General features: G+C 41.8%; 19 protein-coding genes and 1 other RNA gene. 16 read left to right on the forward strand and 4 right to left on the reverse strand.

The features are described from left to right. The first annotated feature begins 21 nt into the window (after nt 1-21). From ACFSJY_RS08400 to ACFSJY_RS08450, 11 genes are all read left to right on the forward strand, one after another. Nucleotides 22-1452, forward strand: a complete 1431-nt coding sequence (locus ACFSJY_RS08400; protein ID WP_386033203.1) for a YcjX family GTP-binding protein — start codon at nt 22-24, stop codon at nt 1450-1452. Further along, nucleotides 1449-2480, forward strand: coding sequence for a YcjF family protein (locus ACFSJY_RS08405; protein ID WP_386033205.1), 1032 nt, complete (start codon nt 1449-1451; stop codon nt 2478-2480). Before ACFSJY_RS08400 ends, ACFSJY_RS08405 begins: the two co-directional genes overlap by 4 nt. A gap of 154 nt (nt 2481-2634) precedes the next feature. After that, on the forward strand, nt 2635-3447 hold the full coding sequence (phhA, locus tag ACFSJY_RS08410; RefSeq protein ID WP_386033207.1) for a phenylalanine 4-monooxygenase: 813 nt from the start codon (nt 2635-2637) through the stop codon (nt 3445-3447). Between the two features lie 9 nt (nt 3448-3456). Beyond that, a complete protein-coding gene (locus ACFSJY_RS08415) occupies nt 3457-3801 on the forward strand; it encodes a 4a-hydroxytetrahydrobiopterin dehydratase (RefSeq protein WP_386033209.1) in 345 nt (114 codons plus the stop codon). A gap of 79 nt (nt 3802-3880) precedes the next feature. Next, nucleotides 3881-5434: a transcriptional regulator TyrR gene (gene tyrR, locus ACFSJY_RS08420; RefSeq protein WP_386033211.1), complete on the forward strand. Its 1554-nt coding sequence runs from the start codon at nt 3881-3883 to the stop codon at nt 5432-5434. A gap of 233 nt (nt 5435-5667) precedes the next feature. Further along, nucleotides 5668-6657, forward strand: a complete 990-nt coding sequence (locus ACFSJY_RS08425; protein WP_386033213.1) for a fumarylacetoacetate hydrolase family protein — start codon at nt 5668-5670, stop codon at nt 6655-6657. Nucleotides 6658-6662: 5 nt separating this feature from the next. Beyond that, a complete protein-coding gene (gene maiA, locus ACFSJY_RS08430) occupies nt 6663-7301 on the forward strand; it encodes a maleylacetoacetate isomerase (RefSeq protein WP_386033215.1) in 639 nt (212 codons plus the stop codon). A gap of 171 nt (nt 7302-7472) precedes the next feature. After that, complete coding sequence (locus ACFSJY_RS08435; RefSeq protein ID WP_386033217.1) at nt 7473-8381, forward strand: DUF3014 domain-containing protein; 909 nt, start codon at nt 7473-7475, stop codon at nt 8379-8381. Continuing rightward, nucleotides 8378-8962: a 1-acyl-sn-glycerol-3-phosphate acyltransferase gene (locus ACFSJY_RS08440; protein ID WP_386033219.1), complete on the forward strand. Its 585-nt coding sequence runs from the start codon at nt 8378-8380 to the stop codon at nt 8960-8962. The genes ACFSJY_RS08435 and ACFSJY_RS08440 overlap by 4 nt, the downstream gene beginning before the upstream one ends. A 92-nt stretch (nt 8963-9054) precedes the next feature. Further along, an RNA gene (gene ffs / locus ACFSJY_RS08445) (signal recognition particle sRNA small type) lies at nt 9055-9151 on the forward strand. 103 nt (nt 9152-9254) lie between these two features. Beyond that, a complete protein-coding gene (locus tag ACFSJY_RS08450; RefSeq protein WP_386033221.1) occupies nt 9255-9926 on the forward strand; it encodes a flagellar brake protein in 672 nt (223 codons plus the stop codon). Nucleotides 9927-9945: 19 nt separating this feature from the next. Here the strand turns inward: ACFSJY_RS08450 and ACFSJY_RS08455 are convergent, their stop codons facing one another. Further along, entirely contained in the window at nt 9946-10212 is a 267-nt protein-coding gene (locus ACFSJY_RS08455) for a late competence development ComFB family protein (RefSeq protein WP_386033223.1), read from the reverse strand. 119 nt (nt 10213-10331) lie between these two features. Here ACFSJY_RS08455 and ACFSJY_RS08460 point away from each other — a divergent pair, with 119 nt between their 5' ends. Beyond that, nucleotides 10332-11426, forward strand: a complete 1095-nt coding sequence (locus tag ACFSJY_RS08460) for a tryptophan 2,3-dioxygenase family protein (protein ID WP_386034989.1) — start codon at nt 10332-10334, stop codon at nt 11424-11426. Between the two features lie 21 nt (nt 11427-11447). Here the strand turns inward: ACFSJY_RS08460 and priC are convergent, their stop codons facing one another. Together priC and ACFSJY_RS08470 are read right to left on the reverse strand one after the other, a co-directional pair. Then, nucleotides 11448-12053 carry a primosomal replication protein PriC gene (priC, locus tag ACFSJY_RS08465; protein WP_386033225.1) on the reverse strand — a complete coding sequence of 202 codons (606 nt, stop codon included), beginning with the start codon at nt 12051-12053 and terminating at the stop codon, nt 11448-11450. An 11-nt stretch (nt 12054-12064) separates the two neighbouring features. Continuing rightward, nucleotides 12065-12838 (reverse strand): TSUP family transporter, encoded by a 774-nt coding sequence (locus ACFSJY_RS08470; RefSeq protein WP_386033227.1) that lies wholly within the window; start codon nt 12836-12838, stop codon nt 12065-12067. A 618-nt stretch (nt 12839-13456) separates the two neighbouring features. On the opposite strand from ACFSJY_RS08470, the gene ACFSJY_RS08475 reads away from it, so the two are divergent. The 4 genes from ACFSJY_RS08475 (at nt 13457) to ACFSJY_RS08490 (ending at nt 20286) form a co-directional block, all read left to right on the forward strand. Further along, nucleotides 13457-16288: a TonB-dependent receptor domain-containing protein gene (locus ACFSJY_RS08475; RefSeq protein ID WP_386033229.1), complete on the forward strand. Its 2832-nt coding sequence runs from the start codon at nt 13457-13459 to the stop codon at nt 16286-16288. A 125-nt stretch (nt 16289-16413) separates the two neighbouring features. After that, nucleotides 16414-18246: a tetratricopeptide repeat protein gene (locus ACFSJY_RS08480; protein ID WP_386033231.1), complete on the forward strand. Its 1833-nt coding sequence runs from the start codon at nt 16414-16416 to the stop codon at nt 18244-18246. A 2-nt stretch (nt 18247-18248) separates the two neighbouring features. Then, a complete protein-coding gene (locus ACFSJY_RS08485; protein ID WP_386033233.1) occupies nt 18249-19136 on the forward strand; it encodes a class I SAM-dependent methyltransferase in 888 nt (295 codons plus the stop codon). Further along, the gene (locus ACFSJY_RS08490; protein ID WP_386033235.1) at nt 19123-20286 is read left to right on the forward strand and encodes an aspartyl/asparaginyl beta-hydroxylase domain-containing protein; all 1164 of its coding nucleotides are present in this window, start codon (nt 19123-19125) and stop codon (nt 20284-20286) included. Before ACFSJY_RS08485 ends, ACFSJY_RS08490 begins: the two co-directional genes overlap by 14 nt. Here the strand turns inward: ACFSJY_RS08490 and ACFSJY_RS08495 are convergent. Then, complete coding sequence (locus tag ACFSJY_RS08495) at nt 20268-22094, reverse strand: tetratricopeptide repeat-containing sulfotransferase family protein (RefSeq protein ID WP_386033237.1); 1827 nt, start codon at nt 22092-22094, stop codon at nt 20268-20270. The genes ACFSJY_RS08490 and ACFSJY_RS08495 overlap by 19 nt on opposite strands. Nucleotides 22095-22155 lie beyond the last annotated feature (61 nt).

Consider the following 22155-nt stretch of genomic DNA (forward strand, 5'->3'; position numbering starts at 1 on the left):
GCGCCTTTTTGTGTGCACACTATGTCAATTTTAAGCAGTAATACTCTCGACACTATCAAAGCAAAGGCAGGTGACCTGCTCAATCGTACCGTTGATCAACATGTAAACTTGGCTGTTACCGGCTTGAGCAGAAGCGGTAAAACCGCTTTTATTACTTCTCTGGTTAATCAACTGATAAATGAGGGAGCTGATTCACAGCTGAGCTTTTTCAATCCAGTCTCGCAAGGTCGTTTTATAGCCGCTAAACGCGAGGCTCAAAAGAATATAGATATTGCTCGTTTTACATATGAGGAGGGCATGAGCGCTTTCGCGGAAGAACCGCCGAAGTGGCCTGAACCAACGCAAGGAATAAGTGAGCTTAGGTTAGCGATTAAATACAAGCCCAAAGACTCTCTGCTTAAATATGCGACCGATATGGCGACGCTGACTCTAGATATCACTGATTACCCTGGTGAGTGGCTTTTAGACCTTCCTATGTTATCTGTCACTTATGAAGAGTGGTCAGAAAAAATGGTAGCGCTATTACAGCAAGCTCCTAGAAAAGAATTCGCACAACACTGGCTAGATAAGGTTGCTGCTCTCGATCCATTTGCACCAGCAGATGAGGAGCAGATTGCTGAGTTAGCAAAAGAATATGCCGGGTTACTAAAAATATTTCGAGAAAAGTTAGGCTTATCGGTTATACAACCAGGGCGTTTTATTTTACCTGGCGAACTAGCAGGTGCACCGATACTCGAGTTTTTCCCGTTTATTAGTATCGATGAGGTGGATGGCAATGACTATCAAAATGCTGAGGATAGCTCGTTAATTGGCATGCTACGGGCACGTTTTCTGGAGTACAGAGAAAGAGTGGTTAAGCGTTTTTACAAGCAGCATTTTGTTAATTTTGATCGCCAAATTGTGCTGGCGGATTGCTTGACTCCACTAAATAACGGTAAGGAGAGCTTTGAAGATTTAAAAATGGCCATCAATATGATTATGGAAAGTTACCAATATGGCCAATCAACTATCTTGAGCCGCTTGTTTTCCCCTAAAATTGATAAGTTGTTGTTTGCCGCTACGAAAGCTGATCATATCACTGCCGAGCAACATGTGAATTTAACGAGTTTGTTAAATCAGTTAATCCATCAAACGAAACAGAAACTTAATTTTGATGCCATCGATATGAAAACATTGGCCATTGCATCTGTAAAAACTACACAGAATGGCAAGGCAAAGGCCGATGGGCGAGCACTGCCAGTCATTAGCGGTCGTCAAAAAGATACCAATAAAACGGTAACATTGTTTCCCGGTACTGTGCCTGAAAAATTACCCACGGATGCATTTTGGCAGCAACATCAGTTTAATTTTATCGAGTTTTTACCTGCAACCTCGATAGCACGTCATGAAGTATTGCCGCATTTGAGAATGGATCAAGTCTTACAATTTTTACTCGGAGATAAGATGTCATGAGTAAACCAACTGACTTTCAACAGCAAATTTTATTTGAAGAAAAAGAGATTGATGCTGGCGAAAATAAATCTCTACCGATTGAACAGCAGGTCATTGTCGATAACGATGAATGGCAGGCTGAAGAGGTTGCAGATGACTCAGCGTTTGCTGAAGAGTGTACACAGTCTGCACAAAGTAATAACGTCGTTTGGCGCTTGCTCACGTTTATTGTGCTACTTGTCGTTACATTAGAATTAGCAGACTTTTTTGTAACGGGTTTTACAGAGGCCCCAATTACTACCTCACTTTACGCAGGGTTACTGGGTCTAGTTGGTTTTCTTGCTGGTGCCTCACTGGTAAGAGAGTTTGTTGGATTAAAGCAGCTAAAGCAGCGAGATCAAATCAGAGAAGAGCTTGCAAAATTGCTTGAGAGTGATGCACATGGTAACGCAGAAAAGGTAGTGACTAAGTTAACAAAATCATTATCGAATGACTTATCGGCAGCACAACAACAAAAATGGGAAAAATCTTTAGCCGAGCATTTCAGTGACAAAGAGGTCGTAGAGTTATACAGCAGGCAAGTACTGAGTGAGACTGATGAAAAGGCATTAGCAGCAGTCGCCCGGTTTTCCTCTGAATCAGTGGTACTTGTGGCACTGAGTCCAGTCGCTGTATTGGATATGCTTATCATGCTTTGGCGAAATCTTGCTCTCGTTGACAAAATTGCAGGGCTATACGGACTGAAACTCGGTTACTGGAGTCGCATAAAATTAGTGAAGCAAGTTATTTTTAATATGATATTTGCAGGCGCTTCAGAAGTTGTTGCTGACGTTAGTGCTGATATGTTAGGTGCAGATATGCTCGGTAAGCTCTCTGGTCGGTTAGCGCAAGGTTTAGGAGCGGGCATGCTTACGGCTCGTCTTGGTTTGAAAACTATTTATTTGTGCCGTCCTATCCCATTTGATGATAACGCACCTAAGCTTTCGCAGGTTAGACGTGAGATTGTCGGGCAGATAAAGCAGTTAATGAAACCGACAGCTGAAAAGTAGTAAATTGACAATTCCCGTACATAAAATTGTACGGCATTGATATTTGTTTAACTTTTGACCAACCCTTTGTGTCTTTCCTTCGTAAATAACCATCACTTAATATGAGGGCAACTAAAGTGGCTCGCCACGAATAAAGATAAGAAGGTTATTACAAATGGGCAAGGCGACTAAATATGTCTCCAAAGAAGCTGATGCAAGCGGCTTTATCCATTGGACTGAGGAAGAGAACGACACTTGGGCTGCGCTAATTGAGCGTCAGCTTAAATGTATAGAAGGCAAAGCGTGCGACGAATACATGGTGGGGTTAGAAAAACTTAACCTACCGCTAGATCGCGTGCCACAGTTGGAAGAAGTTAGCAAAGTTTTACGCGCAGAGACTGGCTGGGAATGCGCAGCAGTACCGGCGTTGATTGGCTTTGGCGAATTCTTCAGACTGCTTTCAGAAAGGAAATTCCCTGTTGCTACGTTTATTCGCAGCAAAGAGGAATTTGACTATCTGCAAGAGCCGGATATTTTTCACGAAATATTTGGCCATTGCGCCATGCTAACGCACCCTGCATTCGCCAAGTTCACAGAAGCATATGGCAAGCTAGGTCTTGCTGCATCGAAAGAAGATCGGGTTTTCTTAGCGCGCCTATATTGGTTCACTGTTGAGTTTGGCTTGATGAGCACGCCTGACGGCTTAAGAATATACGGTGGCGGTATCCTGTCTTCGCCGGGCGAGACGGCTTATGCCATGCAAGACGGCAACGCAGAGCGACGCTTCCTGACCAATGAAGAGCAAGTTGTAGATGTGCTGCGTACACCATATCGTATCGACATTATGCAGCCGATATACTTCATGATTGAAAAAATGTCTGATCTAGATGCTATTCGTGCGCTAGATTTAATGAGCTTGGTTGAGCAAGCTAAAGCATTAGGTCTTCATGCACCTAAATTTCCACCAAAAGAAAAAATTGCCAGTTAAGGACAAATAATGAGTTCAAATTTAACAGCACAAAAGTGTGAAGCCTGTCACGTTGATGCACCGAAAGTTACTGACGAAGAGTTAGCTGTATTGATCAAGGAAATTCCTGATTGGGTACCAGAAGTACGTGATGGCATCATGATGCTCGAGCGTGTTTACAAGTTTAAAAATTACAAGCTTGCATGGGCATTCGCTAATAAAGTGTCAGAACTTGCAGAAGAAGAGTTCCATCATCCAGCCATTTTACTCGAGTGGGGCAAGGTAACTGTCACTTGGTGGAGTCATTCAATTAAAGGTCTTCATAAAAATGACTTTATTTGCGCAGCGAAAACAGACAAGTTACTAGAAGAATAAGCTGCTCTGCACGAAAAGCTTTATTCTTGTAAAAATTAGTTTACAATAGCCCCCAGCTAAATTCAGTGGGGGCTTTTTTATGCGTTTGGAAATTGTTTGCGAAGACCGTGTAGGTATTGCACAGCAAGTGTTAGGCGTCTTTGTTGAACACAAAATCAATATCAAAGGTATTGATGCAGTGACTGAAACCGGGCATATTTTTGTGCATATTCCGGATTTAGATTTTTCTGAACTACAAAGCTTTATGCCTCAGTTACGTCTTATCGAAGGCGTAGAGGATGTTAAAACAACTCCATTTATGCCATCAGAGCGCGAACGTAATGAATTGGCTACCTTAATTAAAACCTTTCCTGATCCTTTCATTTCAGTGGATACGCGCGGAAACATCCGTGGCGTTAATGATATTGGATGCTCTATTTTGGGCGAGCATATTAAAGAGCTGGTGGGAGAGCCTGCTGGTCAATGGATCAAAGGTTTTAATATTACGCGCTGGCTTGAAGGCGATGATATTCTCGCTCAAACTCGCCGCATAAAATTCAAAGAAGAAGACTTCGTTGCCGACATTCTACCAATTAATGTTTCGGATGAGGAAGGCAACCCTGTTAATGCAGGTGCCGTGCTGATACTGAAGTCAGAGGCTCGCCTTGGCCAGCAAATAAGCGCGTTTAAACAGAACAATGAAAACACTTTTTCTGGTATTCAAACTGCTAGTAGTGCAATGAAAAAAGTGGTTCGTGAGGCTAAACGAATGGCACTTCTGGATTCGTCTATGTTGGTGATTGGTGAAACAGGTGTAGGCAAGGAACTCATTGCGAAAGCGTGTCACGATGCAAGTGACAGGGCAGAGCACCCATTTATGACGCTTAATTGTGCGTCATTGCCGGATGATGTTGCAGAGTCTGAATTGTTCGGCACCGGTGCCCAAGGTAGTAAACCGGCAAAACGCGGATTATTTGAAAGTGCCGACGGCGGTACCATTTTCCTAGATGAAGTGGGGGAAATGTCCTCTAAGCTCCAAATCAAACTATTACGCGTTATTCAAGACGGCAGCTTTAGGCGTGTAGATGATGAGCAAGAAATTAAAGTCAATGTGCGCTTTATTAGCTCCACAAATAAAGATCTACTCAATTTGGTGTCAACGGGTGAATTTCGTGAAGACTTATATTATCGCTTGAATGTGTTGGGATTAAATATCCCTTCCTTGCGAGAGCGTCGCCCTGATATCTTACCTTTGGCTGAGCACTTTATCACTAAAGCTGGTCAAGTGATTGGGAAATACAACCTCACCATGACAGATGATTGTCGTGACTTTATTGAGCACTACCCGTGGCCAGGTAATGTCCGTCAATTAGAAAATGTGCTTATTCGCGCTGTTTCATTGTTGGAAGGTACAAGTATTGAAACGTCGCATCTGCAGCTGCCTTCATACACAAGAGAACATGGATATCTAGAGCAGGAATTCGAAGGTACGCTTGATGGCGCGGTGAAAAAATTTGAAGCTGATTTACTGCGAAAGTTATACCCGGCATATCCAAGCACAAGACAGCTTGCCAAGAAGCTTGGTTTAAGTCATACAGCTATTGCCAATAAGCTTCGAGAGTATGACATCAACAAAAAAACCGTAAAGATTTAATTACGTGATTTATCCAAAACGCCAGTGAAACACACCGTTTACTGGCGTTTTTTCTTTTTCAGCGCTTTATTCTCGCGTGATTACCTTTTGTAAACTAATACTAACGAATTATTGGTGTGCCTGAATTTGGGTAAAGGCTAGTATTTCAATGGCTTTAACGTAAAATCGGCATCAATATTTTATCCTTTCTTCCATTGTTTATTGGAAGCGCATAAGAATTACTAAGGATCACTATGAAATTAGCAACGTTGAAGAACAACACACGTGATGGCCAACTTGTTGTAGTTAGTCGCGACTTATCGAAGGCTGTAGCGGTGACAAATATCGCGAATACGATGCAACAAGCAATTGATGACTGGGCGACAATTTCGCCAAAATTAGAAGCTGTTTATGCACAGTTAAATGATGGTGCTGTTGAAGGTGCTGTTGATTTTGATGAAGCACACTGTGAATCGCCGTTGCCACGTGCTTACCAGTGGGCTGATGGCAGTGCTTACGTAAACCATGTAGAGCTTGTCCGCAAAGCGCGTAATGCAGAAATGCCAGAGACATTTTGGACTGACCCTTTAATGTATCAAGGCGGTTCTGATGCATTTATTGGCCCACGCGATGACATTCCAGTAGCTTCTGAAGACTTTGGTATTGATTTCGAATCTGAAGTTGCTGTGATTACGGACGACGTGCCAATGGGGGCTTCGCCAGAACAAGCAGAGTCACACATTAAATTACTGATGCTAGTTAACGATGTTTCACTGCGTAACTTAATTCCAGGCGAGCTAGCAAAAGGCTTTGGCTTCTTTTCAAGTAAGCCTTCAAGCGCATTTTCTCCTGTGGCCGTAACACCAGATGAGCTTGGTGATGCATGGAACGGTAAAAAAATTCATTTACCATTAACGACGCATTTGAACGACGAGTTGTTTGGTCAGCCAAACTGTGGCGTTGATATGACGTTTGATTTCCCAACAATTGTTGCACATGCAGCGAAAACTCGTCCTTTGTCTGCGGGTGCAATTGTTGGTTCTGGTACTATTTCAAACTATGATCGTTCAGCAGGCTCAAGCTGTTTAGCTGAAAAGCGCATGTTAGAAATCATTGCAGACGGTAAGCCAAGCACTTCATTTATGCAGTTTGGCGACAAGGTTCGTATTGAAATGTTCGATGAAGAAGGCAATACGATTTTCGGCTCAATTGATCAAACTGTTGTTGAGTATAAAGGAGCTTAAGTAGCATGAAGCTATACGGATATTGGCGCTCTTCAGCGGCTTATCGCGTTCGAATCGCCATGCACATCAAGGGCATTAACTTTGAGTCAATTCCTGTGCACCTCGTTAAAGAGGGCGGTGAGCAGCACAAGGCTGATTATGTAGCGATGAACCCTACACACTTAGTACCAACGCTTGTGGATGGTGACTTGGTTCTTAATCAATCAATGGCCATTATCGACTACCTAGAGCAAAAATATCCAAGTCATTCGTTATACCCTGACAACATAGAAGATGCTGCAAGAGTAAGAGCGATGGCACTTGATATAGCGTGTGAAGTGCACCCTCTTAACAACTTGCGCGTTCAACAATATCTCGTTAAAGAGCTAGGTGTTGATGACAAACAAAAGATGCAGTGGGTGCATGATTGGATGCATACAGGGTTTGCCGCTTATGAAAGGCAACTGGAGAAATTTGCAGGAGACTTTTCATTCGGTAATCGTGTTAGTGTTGCTGATTTATGTTTAGTACCACAGGTTTATAACGCCAATAGATTTGATGTTGATATGAGTGCCTATCCACTAATTACTAAAGTGGTTGAAAATTGCCTTGCGCTTTCTGCGTTCGATAAAGCGGTACCTGAAAATCAAGCAGACGCAACGTAATAACAAATTACAAGTCGTTACGAAAAAGAGAAGCATTGCTTCTCTTTTTTTTTCCTAATTTGTTAAACTTTCTAAGAAAATTTGGTCTAAATAAACGAACAATTTCCGTGGGCTAGCTACACTTAAAGGTAGTGCTGTTGTATTCCGATTAGAAAATTAGAAGTAAAATTTATGGAAAATCAAACCTCACCTGGCATTGATGACATTCAAAAGAAAGATAACAAGACTGTGATCTGGGCCGTCGTTGTTATTGTTGTCGCCGCCATCGTCTTGCCTATTTATTACTATTTGAGTGTTGAGAAACCGAAAGAACCAGACGCTGTTGTAGCTCCTGAACCTGTTGTTGTTCCTGAGCCAGTGACAGAACCTGAGCCAGAACCCGAAGTTGCGCCAGAGCCAATTCCGGTTGAATTACCGCCGATAGAGGTAGAGCCTGAGCCCGTTGAGGAAGTGATAAATCCTTTGCCTGAACTTAATGAAAGTGACAGCTGGCTAAAAGAGCAGTTAGTGTCACTAACCTGGCGCAAGGAGCTATTAAAACTCGTGATTGATGACGATATGGTGCGCCGCTTAGTGGTATTTACCGATAACTTTGCTCAAGGCAACTTAGCATATGAATATAGCCCACTCGTTAATCCAAGTATCAAGTTTTCTGCAATCGAAGATCGGCCTGCTGAAGGTGGTCAAGCCACTTGGCTTTGGGATGAATCGCAGACTAAGCGTTTTAGTACCTATGTTGATTTAATGCGCTCTTTTGAGCCAGAGCGCCTAGCGGCTTGGTATGTGGAATTAAAACCGCTGATTAATGAAGCCTATGCTGAGCTTGGTTACCCGGATTCAGATTTTTCTGAGACGCTTCAAGATGCTATCGTCCGTGTACTAGATATGGAAATCCCAAAAGATACGCTAACGTTAGTTAGACCCAGTGTAATGTACAAGTATGAAAACGAAGCATTTGAATCGATGCCGGAAGCAGAAAAGCTATTGCTTCGTATTGGTAAAGATAACTTGTTAATTATTAAATCTTTCTTATTGGAATTCAGTGACGCATTAGCACGTGCTGAAGCCAATGCATCATGATTTCACCGGTTGTTCCCGAGGAAATGGCCACTGAAAATAGGCCTATCCTCGCTAAGATTGGGACCTATATCCTAGAAGTCATGGGTTGGAAAATAACGGGTGAGTTGCCAGCCCACCCTAAAGTTGTTTTTGCGGTAGCGCCACATACATCAAACTGGGACTTCATAATCGCACTCTGTGCGATGCTTCATTTACAGTTGAAAGTATCTTTTATGGGAAAAGCGTCCATTTTTATATTTCCTGTTCGTGGTTTGCTGCTTAAGTTAGGCGGCATACCTATTGACAGGAGTTGTCCACACGGCGTGGTAGAGCAAATGGCAAAAGAGTTTGAACGTAAAGAAAAGCTCGCACTGGGACTTGCGCCAGAAGGTACGCGCAGTAAAACGAAAGAGTGGAAAAAAGGCTTCCTATATATCGCAAAAAAAGCAAACGTCCCCGTTGTTCCTGTCAGTTTTCATTTCGACAAAAAAGAATTGAAGTTTCATAAAGCGATGAACATTTCAGGCGACATAGACGAAGAATTGGTGAGAGTAAAGTCGTATTTTGACACCGCCTGTGCAAAAAATCCCCAAGCGGTATAGAGAATAGCACTAAGTTCTTGCAACCATGCTGTGCTTTAGCGATAATTCGCGCCGTTATCTTGGTAACCCACCGGATAGTTTTATGGTGACCCTTTCGGTCCCCTCGCAATGATACTCTGTAAACCCGGCCAGGCCCGGAAGGGAGCAACCGTAGCAGACGACTCATGTGCCGGGGTGTGGCTGGAAGGGTGACCACCCAACTTTTCTTCCTCACTAGAAAATCTCAACCTTAACCTTTTACTCATTTGTCGTTAGACTGTTCCGGTGAAGTAATAAATTAAGGATGTAAAGAATGTCGTTGTCTGCTGAAAAAGTTGACACTTTCTTCGAGTTAACGCCTGGTAAGGCGATGGATATACAGCTCACGCACCCCGTAAATACACGCTTAAAAGCATTACTCGTTGGCTATGAGATCGGTAAGTATATATTGGTTCGACCGCCAGAAATTACGACAGCAAGCGGCCTCAAAAATATCTTGGTTGAGGGTAATATTGTCATAGTGCGATATATAGTCGAGGGGACCACAGGGAAGTGCTATGCATTTAAAGCGGCTATTAAGCACATCACTAAACATCCTCATACATTACTTTTTCTCGATTATCCGCAAAAAATAGAGTCGCGCGAACTACGCACGCATCAAAGGTTTACTACGCATATTCCAGCCTCTATTTGGTCTACAACGAACAGACAAGAGGGACAGCACCGCATCGAAGGTATAATTAGCGATATATCCGCATCAGGGTGCGGATTCTCGTTTCAAACTGAAAACGAAAAGCTAAAAGTGAATAAAACTGATGTGATGATTAGTCTTGCGCTGCGCGAAGACGAGAAGATAGAAATTCCAGCATTGGTATGCAATAGCCGATTTGAGCAGGGAAAAGTGTTTGTTGGAATAAAGTTTAATGAAGCCGATAAGCAAGTAGAAAAGATTTTAGAGCACCTACTTATCGACCAAGCGTTTTAATCGTCAATAGGAGGCCATTTTATGAGTCTTGATGTGCTTCCATAAATTCCATGCCTTTTTGCACGGCTACTTTCACTTTACTCTCCATTTCAAACCGCTCAGATGCGGGCAAATAGAAAGCCATATCTACTTCGTGACGAATATAGCGAGTAGGTAACTGGTTAAGGACAATACAGGTTAAGTCGGCGATATAGTCGGCGTCATGCTTCTCATCAATATTGAGCTCACTAAAATGCGCAATGACTAGGTTTTCATAATAATTGTGAATGTCGTCGGAAATCTTCATTACTATCCTCATTGATTTTCATTCATGGCTAAAGCGTAACGCGACTTAAGAAAAAAAGCTAACCATTCTGGTGAATTACCGTGTATAAAATTGATGGGGAAACAATCTTTACCGAGAGTATGAAGAAAACAATTAAGCCATGTTACTACGGCGATTATTTACAATTAGAAAAATTCTTAGATAGCCAAAAACCGGTTAGCGGAAATTACGGTGATGAGGCGCATGATGAAACCTTGTTTATTATTGTGCATCAAGCTTACGAGCTATGGTTTAAACAAATATTGCATGAGCTTCATAGTGTGATGCAAGTTTTTGCTAGAGACGATGTCAAAGATGAGCAGTTGACACAGGTAGTTCACCGTCTAAAACGCGTCATTAAAATTCAAGCGTTATTGAACCAACAAATTGAAGTTATGGAAACGATGACGCCACAAGACTTTTTGTCATTCAGGAACTATTTGGTACCAGCTTCGGGTTTTCAAAGCATCCAATTCAAGGTGCTAGAAATATCTTTAGGTCTGAAGTCTAAGTATCGTATCGATTTCGATAAACAATCTTTTTACAACCGCTTAACCGATGACCATAGAGAGTTCCTTGAGGGGCTTGAGCAACAGCCGAGTTTGTTTGACCGTGTAGAGTCTTGGCTGGAAAGAATGCCGTTTTTGGAGTTTGAAGATTTTAAGTTTTGGCAGTTGTACCAAGACGCCACCCACAAAATGCTCGACCAAGAACTTGAGATTATCAACCAAAATGAAATGCTCTCTGAAAAAGAGCTCTCTCAACAACTTAAAGAGCATGCTTCTACGCGAGCTAATTTTGAAGCCTTGTTAGATGAAAAGTTATTTAACGAAGTAAGAAGTGCAGGGCGCTTTAGATTGACACAAAGGGCAACACTGTCGGCTCTCTTTATCAGCATGTATCGCGATAAGCCTATGTTTAATTTACCGTTTCAGTTTATAACTTGTTTAACGGAAATTGACGAACAGTTAACACTATGGCGTTATAAACACATGATGATGGTTCAACGAATGCTTGGTAGTAAAATAGGTACTGGTGGCTCATCAGGGCATGACTATTTAAAGCGTACAACAGAAAGTAACCGTATCTACAAAGACTTTTTTAACCTGGCGACTTTTCTGTTACCAACTGATGCTTTACCTGAACTACCTGACAATGTTCATCAAGCATTAGGTTATTATTTTAATAAACGTTAACTGACTCGATGAGCGATCTTGCTATGAAGGTCGCTTCTCCGCCATTTCAATATCCCGTTCGATCGTCGAAATGGCTTTTCTACATCGTCCCAACCTTTGGTGAAGTGCTAGTATCTCGGCACTTAATTGGGCTGCTTTCTCTTGTTTTGCTTTTGCACGTTCGTATTCGCGCTCTGTGATCATTAAAGCTAGGCGACGCTCAAATTCGTGGTGCTCAGCAAGCTTCGCATATAGTGCGTGAGTAGGAAGCATCACTTTTTGTGCAATTTTTTTATATTTATTCTGCTTAAAGCTGGGTGTCGCCGCCCTTATTTTCTTTTGTCGGGTTTGATGGCTTGCTATTGCAGTCACCAAAGCCCCGCACTGGTTTTCAATTTGTTCCGCGAGAGTTGCAGCATAAGTCATTTGTTGCTTGTTTAAGCATTGTTCAAGCTGCTTTAGCTTGTTTTCAGTCTCTGAAATATAGTCAAGGTACTCATAGCTTCTGGTAGCAAATATATTGTTTTCGATAATGTAGCGTTCGGAATAACTATTACTGCTTTTTGTCTTTTGTAGGCTCATTGCATCATTCTTTATCTGTGCAATAAGCTCAGCAAGTTTCGATAGTAACTTTGAATTAGTTCTCATAAGTTTTTAGATTAAAACCAAGCGTTATAAGCTAGGTTTAAAGAGAGAATAACAACGACAAGCGTGAAGACCGGTCGAATAAACTTGCTACCAAATTTAATGGCAGAGTGCGCGCCAACCCATGCTCCAAGCATGAGAAAAATCCCCATGGATAAACCCAAAAGAATATTGACGTGCCCCAAGTAAATAAAGGTAACTAGTGAGCATATGTTACTCACAAAATTGCATGAACGGGCTAATCCACTACTCAGTAGTAAATTTACTTTGTACAAAATGCTACTGGAGGTAACCCAAAAAGCGCCAGTGCCTGGACCTGCAACACCATCATACAAACCAAGAACGATGCCTTGAATGGCTTGTTTTGTCTTCAGCCAAGCCATGTTTGAAGGTAAATCAACATTATCCGTTGCTACATTCTTCGCTAGCAGCGTATAGATAGCCGTTGCCATAATAAGAATAGGTAGCCCTTTTTCGAGTAGCTCAGTGTCAATGTAACTGACAATAACTGTGCCTAGAATACTGCCAATGGCGGTATAAATCAGTGCATAACGCCAAAATGACGGACTAAATAGCTTTTTGCGATAAAAGGTATAAGAAGCGATCGATGAACCAAAGGTAGACGCTAACTTATTTGTGCCTAATGTAACGTGAGGGGGAAGTCCAGACGCAAGTAAAGTCGGCACAGTTAGCATACCTCCACCACCTGCAACAGCATCAATGAAACCAGCGATAAAGCCTACGCTCAATATGGTTACCCACATTGTGGCGTCTAACATTGGTTCCATGTATTAATCCCTCCAGAAAACGAAAGGCTAATACTAGCATAACCGGTTTAGAACCATTGATTTATTTAACGTTATTATCAAGATAAATCTGTATTTGATGAGGGCTTAGAGCAAAAAATGCTTGGAGTCTATATATTCTCCGGTGTGTTACAATTTTGTCATCGAGGTATATCTCGTAAAACGTTCAAATTTCTTTACGTCGGGTTGGCGTCGAAAATTCATGCTGTCGATGAACTCTTAACAGATATTTTCAATACAAAACTCAAATGTTAAAATTTTGTAAAAATGTTTTATTACAATGAGTTACGTTGTTCTTTTTACGTGCTGTCGAGTGATGGAAAATGTCTGGTCTGATTAGTGCTATTGGCGACTATTTGTCTGATAAAACAGTTTTGGGTGATGGATATTTGAGCAGTGCTAAATGTTAAAATATGTAACCCATCGTAACTTATCGTTATATTTGTAACCCATTAGTTATAAATGGTGTTGACGCTGTAAACGGAATGCGTTTAATATCATTGGCGACAGATCAGGTCCTAGACCGACATAAAAATCAACAAGGCAACATAGCCTTGAACTCAAAAACTAAAATCACGAAAGTGATCCAGGGAGTATACAATGTATCAAAGTAATAAGCTTACACGAGCTGTAAGACTTGCTATTGCGGCTGGTGCTGCGACTACAGCAATGGCAATGCCTGCTTCAGTTGCATTCGCTGAAGAAGCTGCAGAAGGCGAAAGCGTAGAGCGCATCCAGGTAACTGGTTCTCGTATCAAGCGTCAAGAATTAACGGCTGTAACGCCTATCATCGAAGTAGACGCACAAGAATTCGCAATCTCAGGTAACTTAAACGTTGAGCAAAAGCTAGCTGAGTTACCATCAACTCTTCCTTCTTTCGGTCCAAGCTCAAACAACCCAGGTGACGGTACTGCACGTGTTGATTTACGTGGTTTAGGCGATTCTCGTACACTAGTTATGGTTAACGGCCGTCGTTGGGTTCCAGCAAGCCAAGCGGGTGTTGTTGACTTAAACACTATCCCTGCATCTCTAATCGAGAACGTTGAAATCATCACTGGTGGTGCTTCTGCTGTATACGGTTCAGACGCGTTAGGTGGTGTTGTTAACTTCAACATGAAAGATGATTTCGAAGGCGTTGAATTCTCAACTCTTTACGATATCACAGAAGAAGGCGATGCAGAGAAATTCAACCTAGATATGACTTTAGGTGGCAACTTTGCTGACGACCGTGGTAACGCAGTAATCTACTTAGGTTACTCTAAGCGTGAAGAATTATTCCAAGGTGAGCGTGACTTCTCAAGCGTTGCGTTAACTGAAAGCGGTGACGAGCTAGTTCCAGGTGGTTCATCTGGTGTACCAGGTACTCGTATTTTCGCTGGCGATGTTGTATTAGCTGACGGTACTGTTGTAGGTACTTTCGACGAAAACGGTGGTGGTTTACCATGGGTTGAGCCTTCTTCACGTTTCAACTACGCACCTGATAACTACTTACAGTTACCACAAGAGCGTTACTCAGCAAGTGCATTTGCTCACTTCTACATCAACGATGAAACTCGCATTTACTCAGAGCTTTCTTTCATCCGTAACGAAGTTCCACAACAGTTAGCGCCAACTCCAGCGTTCACTACTATCGAAGTTAACCCTAACAGTGCTTTCTTCACGCCAGAAACACAACAAGCATTCCTTAACAGCGGTAGCTTGAACGAAAACGGTAACTACGATGTGTTCATCGGTCGCCGTATGGTTGAGAATGGTCCTCGTCAAGCAATTGATACTCGTGATGCATTCCGTATCTTAGTAGGTATTGACGGTTACATTAATGACGATTGGTCATACGATGTATACTACAGCCGCGCAATGCTTGACCAAACTAACCTTCTAAACAATGACGTTTCAGCGTCTCGCTTCAAGCAAGCAGTTTTAGTTACTGACGATGGTACAGCGTGTCAAGATACTTCTGGCGGCTGTGTTCCTATGAACATCTTCGGTGCTGGTAACATCTCTCAAGAAGCTGTTGATTTCGTAAACGTTGGTGCTGCTAACGTAACTAACATTACGCAAGAAGTATTCATGGCGAACGTTGCTGGTACTACTCCTTGGACACTACCGGGCGCTCAAGAGCCAATTGGTGTTGTATTCGGTTACGAGAAGCGTCAAGACGAATCATCTTTCCGTCCAGATGAGTTCTTATCTGCAGGTGACGTACTAGGTTTCAACGCTGGTAACGCAACAGTAGGTCAATACTCTTCTGATGAATTCTTCACAGAGATTTCAATTCCAGTTCTAGCGGGTAAAACATTCGCTGAAGACTTAAGCCTATGGGGTGCTGCGCGTTTCGCAGATTACTCTAACATCGGTAACGTTGAATCTTTCGCAACAGCTATTAACTGGGCGCCAACTGAGTGGGTTTCTGCTCGTTTCGGTTACCAACAAGCGGTACGTGCTCCTAACGTAACTGAGTTATTCTTAGGTGCTTCTAACGGCTTCCCAGGTGCAACAGATCCATGTGCATCAAACGGTTTCCAACCTGGTGTTACTGACGTAGCGCTTTGTGAAGCTACAGGTGTTCCAGCTGGTATGGTGGGTAACTTCGAACAAGCTAACTCACAAATTGAAGGTTCATTCGGTGGTAACGAAAACCTTTCTGAAGAAACTTCAGATACATACACTGTAGGTTTAGTTGTTCAACCAATGGACGGCCTTGACTTCACTATCGATTACTTCTCAATCGAAATTGAAGACGCAATCGCATCTTTCGGTGTAAACAACACGCTTAACGTATGTTACAACGTTGTTCAAGATATCAATGACGTAACGTGTCAAAACATTACTCGTCGTGCAGACGGTAACGTTTCACTTGTTAAGTCTCTTAACGAAAACATCGGTCTAATTGAAACTTCAGGTGTTGACTTCAACATCACTTACAACACTGAGTTCGACTTCGGTTTCTTCGGTAACGGTTCTAGCTTAAACGTTCAATTCCGTTCAACGTTCCTAGACAAGTTCGAAATCACTCCGATTGCTTCGTTACCAGACCAAGTTAACAAGTGTGACGGTTACTTCGGTAACACATGTGGTACGCCACGCCCAGAGTTCCAATCTAATACTCGTATTAACTGGACAACTGGTGATCTAACGCTTTCAGCATTAGTTCGTTACATCGGTGAAACTGAAGATGACCAATTAATGGTTGACCCAGACCTATCTGCTTCTGACTTAGTTGTTTCAGAACTAGATTCTAAAGTTTACGTTGACCTTTCAGCTAGCTACATCATCAGCGACGCTATGAAAGTTAACTTCGGTGTTAAGAACGCATTCGACGAAGAGCCACAAGCACTTGGTGATTCTCAAGAACAAGCGAACACATTCCCAGAGCTTTACGACGTAATGGGTCCTCGCTTCTTCATCAGCGGTACTTACACTTTTAACTAATCATTAGTTAAATAGAGTTATTAAATGGCCAACATTAGTTGGCCATTTTTTTTGCCCATAATTAAGTGTGGAAAAGCATAGGTTTTTCTTTAGAATAAAGGCAGTTTGAGCAAGTCATTTGTCGTATGCAATATCATCAAAATCAGTCGTTAGCCACTGCGCTACAATCGCTTCAGCAAAAGTTACAGTCGAAGAAATTTCATGATGTCATTAGAATCCTCCCTGAGCTTTTAACAACGTTTCCAAAGCAGGCCGATATTTTGCATTTAGGGGCATTGGCATATAAAAATTATGGCGACTCAACACAAGCAAAAGACTATTTCCAGAAGGCTATTGATGCTGATAGTAATCAGGCTGTCATTTTTAATAATTATGCAAATTTGCAAAAATCGTTAGGCGAACTTCCTGAAGCAGTAGAGAACTATAAGAAGGCCTTGTTACTCGATAAAAACTACGTTGATGCGTTGAAAAACTTGGCAATTGCGCTGCTAGAGGAAAAAGACTTCAGTGGCGCTTCAAAATATATTGAAAATGCTATCAGACTATCCCCAAGTTCGTTTTCTCTTCATACCGTTCAAGGCAATGTTTTGATGGCCGAGGACAGGCTCTTAGAAGCTATAGCATCATATAAAACGGCACTTCAGCATAACCCTCGTTATGTTAATGCGCTGAATAACTTGGGGCTTTGCTATAAATTAACCGAGCAACATGAACTTGCACTTCAGTGTTTCCAACAAGCGAGACAGCATGCACCAAATCTTGCTGAAATAGAATTTAATATCGCAAATACACTTTTTGAAAAAGGAAACTATCAGCATGCAGAGCAGTTTTACTGGAGCGCGTTAAATAAAAAGCCCACAGATGTAAATTACCATAACACGCTAAATGAGTTTTACTGGCAATTAAATCGAAAAGACCAATTTGGTAGTAGTTACAAGCTAGCGCTAGAGCATATGCCTGATGATTTGTCGCTACAGCAAGGTTATGGAGAACTGCTATTTTCCTCAAATCAATTCGACTTTGCACGTAAAATTGCAGAGAAAGGCCTGAAAGCGGGTAAAACCAGTGGTCTTCATCACCTTCTTGGAAAAGTGTATGCAAGGGATAAGGAATATCAAAGCGCGTCAAGTGAATTCGAAGCTGGTTTAGCTATCAAGTTTGATATGGACCTTGCACTTGATGCTATTAATGTAGCGATTGTCAGCTGTGACTATGAAAGAGCGCTTAGTCTTATAGAAAAAGCCGAATTAGTTTCTCCTTACCATCAGTTGCTACTCGCCTATAAAGGAACAGTATGGCGGCTAATTGGCGACGAACGTCATGAATGGCTAAATAATTACGCTGATTTTGTTCGTCCATACCAATTACCTGTTCCAAACGGGTACAACACAATTGGTGAGTACTTAGAAGAATTAGAGAGTGTATTGGTATCAATGCACAATATGAAAAATGCGCCGCTCAAACAAACGTTGAAACTAGGATCTCAGACACCTGGTCGACTGCTGCACAAAAGAAACCCTGTTATTAGTCAGTTTAAAGCAGGTTTACAGGAAGTGGTTTCTGATTATGTCTCGTCAATGCGAACCGATAACTCTCATCCGTTATTAAGTAGAAAATCTACTCGCTTTGAATTTTCAGGTTCTTGGTCAGTAAAATTACAACCTAACGGCTTTCATGTGAACCACGTGCACCCTGCAGGTTGGATAAGTTCAGCCTTCTATGTCAATGTGCCGAATTTTTCACAGTTTGAACAAGAACACGATAATGCGGGTGCGATTAAATTTGGTGAAACGTCAATGCAATTGGGGGAAAGGGAAGAAATAGCGAAGATTGTCTCACCAAGCCCTGGCATGTTAGTGCTCTTCCCATCTTATACGTGGCATGGAACAGTGCCATTTAATGCAGATGTAGACACTTTTAGACTTACTGCTCCTTTTGATGTAGTGCCCGCGAAATGACAATGCAAACAAACCAAGGCGCTTGGTCAACCTACTGGCAAACGCAAAAAACTCACAGTTTCATGGCAAATGAAGCAGATCAAACATTACTTGATAACCTATGGCAATCTTGGATGGAGAACATTCACTCTGAAGGGCGCATACTAGATTTAGCGACAGGAAATGGTGCCGCAATCGCGAGTATGTTACCTAAGGTGAAAGATCATAAGTTTGTTGGGGTAGACTATGCAGACATTGATTTGCCAACTCATGAGTCGATAGAGTTTTCAGGAAATACTGATATAACAGCTTTACCTTTTGCAGACGATTCTTTTCAAGGGATCACTAGTCAATTTGGTTTTGAGTACGCCGATAAAGTAAAAGCATTTGAGGAATTAGTTCGAGTGCTGGTCGCTGGTGGGCACTTTCAGTTGGTAGTGCACCACGCAGGTAGTGCAATATTAGAAAGTAATATGATGCGTCTTGAAGAGATTAGCTCGCTGGTTGATAAAAATGGTTTACTCAGTGTGTTGACCAATTATGTTGATCAGCGAATCACAATAGAAGAGCTTGAAGCGGCGGGCCAAACGCTAATCTCTAATAGGCAAGGAAGGCTGACTAAATCTATTACCGGAGATGTATTTGCAACTATTAACTATATAGTGTCTTTTGTAGCAAAAGAACGTTTTCAAGAAGCTTCTGAGCACGTAAATGGATTATTTGGCAAGTTAACTGCGGAGCAGTCTCGTTTGAAACAATTACAAAACGTCGCTCTAGATGAAGCTGCGTTGAGTTGCTTAGTAAATGCAATAGGAAAGTATCCTGTAACTGTGTCAAGTGAACCACTGTATTCTTCTGATAATCTCTTACTTGCTTGGGTAATAAAAGGGCGCAAATGTGACAGATCTTAAACATATTGACGCGCTTTTTAATGATGGGAAAAATGATGCAGGCTTTAGGGCATTACAAGCTTATACAGCGGAAAATCAGCATGACTTATCTCAGCTTTATCGGTTCGCTGTTCTTGCTGAACAGTTGGGCACAAAAGTTGAAGCAAGTAACGCGTGGGATACTTGCTTAAAGCACCTTGACGCCAATGTCTTAGTTTACTTATATGCTGGCTGTTTTTTCTTCAAGGTGGGCGACACCCCAAAGGCGACAGCTATTTTGTCATTAGGACAAGATAAAGACCCGCGTTTGATACACTTTTATCGGGATGAAAAGCTTGAATCGCAGACGCGAGAACGCTCGTACAGAGCTAACCAAATATTACGCAAACATTTCAGTGAACTTCACCGAATAACGGTGGGAGAGGAGCCCAGTAGACACTCTATATACAAGGCTATTTGGCCCCAAACTCACGATGAAGTGTTTCATTATCAACATAAGCAGCAATTGCCAAACGTGCTGTATATTCCGCATTTGAAAGCTCAACCGTATTGGTCTGCAGAAGCGTTTGGAGGCGAATATGTCGAGCAAAATTTTGACGTCATAAGGAGAGAGTTTCTGTCGTTGACAGAGCGTGATTACCTATCAGGTGAGCCTTATTTAGAGTCTGGTTTCACGTCCCGTAACTTTGAAAAGCTAGCGGGAAGCTTGAATTGGACGGCGTTGCACCTTTTTAAAAATGGGATTGAGAACAAGGTGTTAACTTCCAAATTTGAAAAGACAATAGGGATTTTGAAACGATTGCCTTTGTATGGCTTAAATGAAAATCCTTACGAAGTTTTTTTGTCTGTCCTTAAGCCGGGACAGCACATTGCGCCTCATTACGGACCATCAAACCATAGCCTAACTATTCATTTACCCTTAGTTATTCCAGGAGAAGGGTATCTTAGAGTGGGTGAAGAGAAAAAAACATGGAAAGAAGGCAAGCTTGTCGCCTTTGACGATTCCTTTGAACACGAGGCGATAAACCAATCGTCAAAGGATAGGGTGGTGCTTATTTTTTCTATATGGCACCCTGAGTTGTCTAGTGAGGAACGTAAAGCAATTCAAGAAACCTTTAACGCGAGGCTTTTGTGGCTTGAAGGTCGACAAGGCTACCTTTGTAACCTTTGATATTCCTGTTCAAACTCGACTAATTGCTTTTTGTATTTCGCTGCAAAATTTATTTTTTTACGGTTAATTGGTTGCCTTACTTGAACTTCACTAAACGTAAAGCTAGATACCGATTGCTTGTAAAAGTCGAGAAACTTATCTGACCATGTAAAGCCTAAAAATGAAAATATTTGTTGGCAGACTTTTTGTGGGTTACTCACTAGTTCTTCGTAATCAACGTCTAGTACGTTAGATTCAAACTTCTTTGACCAAACATCCATTAATTTATTGGCATTCCAAATAGCGTGCGCTATGTGCTTTAGGTCTGTTGAGTAAGCATGATAATGATTAAATTGTTGACTAAATATCGATAGCGCCAAGTCGCTTGGCTGTCTTCTCATTTGAATCACTTTTGCATCATCGAAACTTGATAAGATACCACCCACGAATCTGAAGTTATGAGGCATTTTGTCTATGATGATTTCGTCTTTAGCATTTACGTAACGTCTGTATCCATTCACATATTCCTCTTTTCGGCTAAGGAGATGTTCAATGGCAATCTCTACCGTGTAATTGCCAGAGAAAAGATTATGGAAACAACTCGCTATGCCATTACTTTCATTAACACTGCGACTATCAGGCAATTGGCTCAATAGCCTATTAACTAAAGTTGTACCTGAGCGGGGCATACCTACAATAAAAACGTTATTTGTGTGTTCACTTCGTCGACCAGTACTCGGGGAAGTTATTGCCATGATTTTCTTTAATTGGCGCTCTTCTTCCGGAGGTGAATATGTAACACCTTGCAGAGAAAATAGCTGCTGTTGCGATGCATTTGCTGACTTGAAACGAGAAAATGCTTCATCAAAACGCTCATTTTTCTCTAGTGCTTTTGCGAGAGTGTATAAATTTTGCTGCCTCTCGAAATCAGTTGTCGTAGCAGAGGCCACAAGGGCGGGAAGTTTTGCTCGTAATTGTGCTAGTTGAACTGAGTCACCGAGCTCTCCAATGACCTGCCAAGCGAATGAGCAATCATTCCGCATTTTTATTAATAGGTTAGCGATGCGAATCGCGTCTGCCTTATTGTTTGACAGTCTCGCTAACTTACATTTTAGTGTTAATACAGCTTCAGTCCCTTGGTCGCTTATTTGTTCTAAATAAAGTGTCGCTTTTGGAATATCTTGGGCCAGTAATGCCAGGTCAGCAGCTCGAATTAAGTCATTCTCTGATGTGTTTATAGATAGATAACGTTCGAAGTATGCTAATGCAGTGTCAAAATTTAATGTACTTGCAAAGCTTTGTGAAAGCCCATCTAAAATTTGCGGATTGTTAGGTAATTGTTTATCCAGTCTTTGCCAGTTTGATATCGCTTCTTGCCAAAGGTTTAGTCTCATACTGGCCTGAGCAACGCAGAATATGAAGTGAGGATCTGTACAACGTGAATGTTTACTCAATTGAATTACCCAATCAAATGCTGAAAGCGATATGGCAAGTTGAGCATACGGCACAATCATAGGGTCAGACTTTGCTACGTTTTCAGAAAGCTCGTAGAGCCTTTCTGAAGCGTCTTGAAATTTGTTGCTGGCTCTCAAACATAAAAGGTAATTAAAGTTAATGTCTAGCGCATTGCGTTCGATTGCGAGGGCATTTTCGAAAAAGGCTTCAGCTTTGGCAAGCTCGTTCTGCTGCATGTGAATAGTGGCTAACCCAAACCAGGCATCTGCCGTTTGCGATTGATTATTGGCTTGTAAATAGAGGTCTACTGCAGTGTCCAATTGCCCATCTCTATGAGCCTTTTCTGCTTGCTCAATTAACCCTTGTACAGCCATAGTATTTCTTTTAATCGTATCTATTCTATTTTGATGAAAGGGGATGATACTATAAGCCGCA

The sequence above is a fragment of the Thalassotalea euphylliae genome (assembly GCF_042682785.1).
Classification (GTDB): domain Bacteria; phylum Pseudomonadota; class Gammaproteobacteria; order Enterobacterales; family Alteromonadaceae; genus Thalassotalea_F; species Thalassotalea_F euphylliae.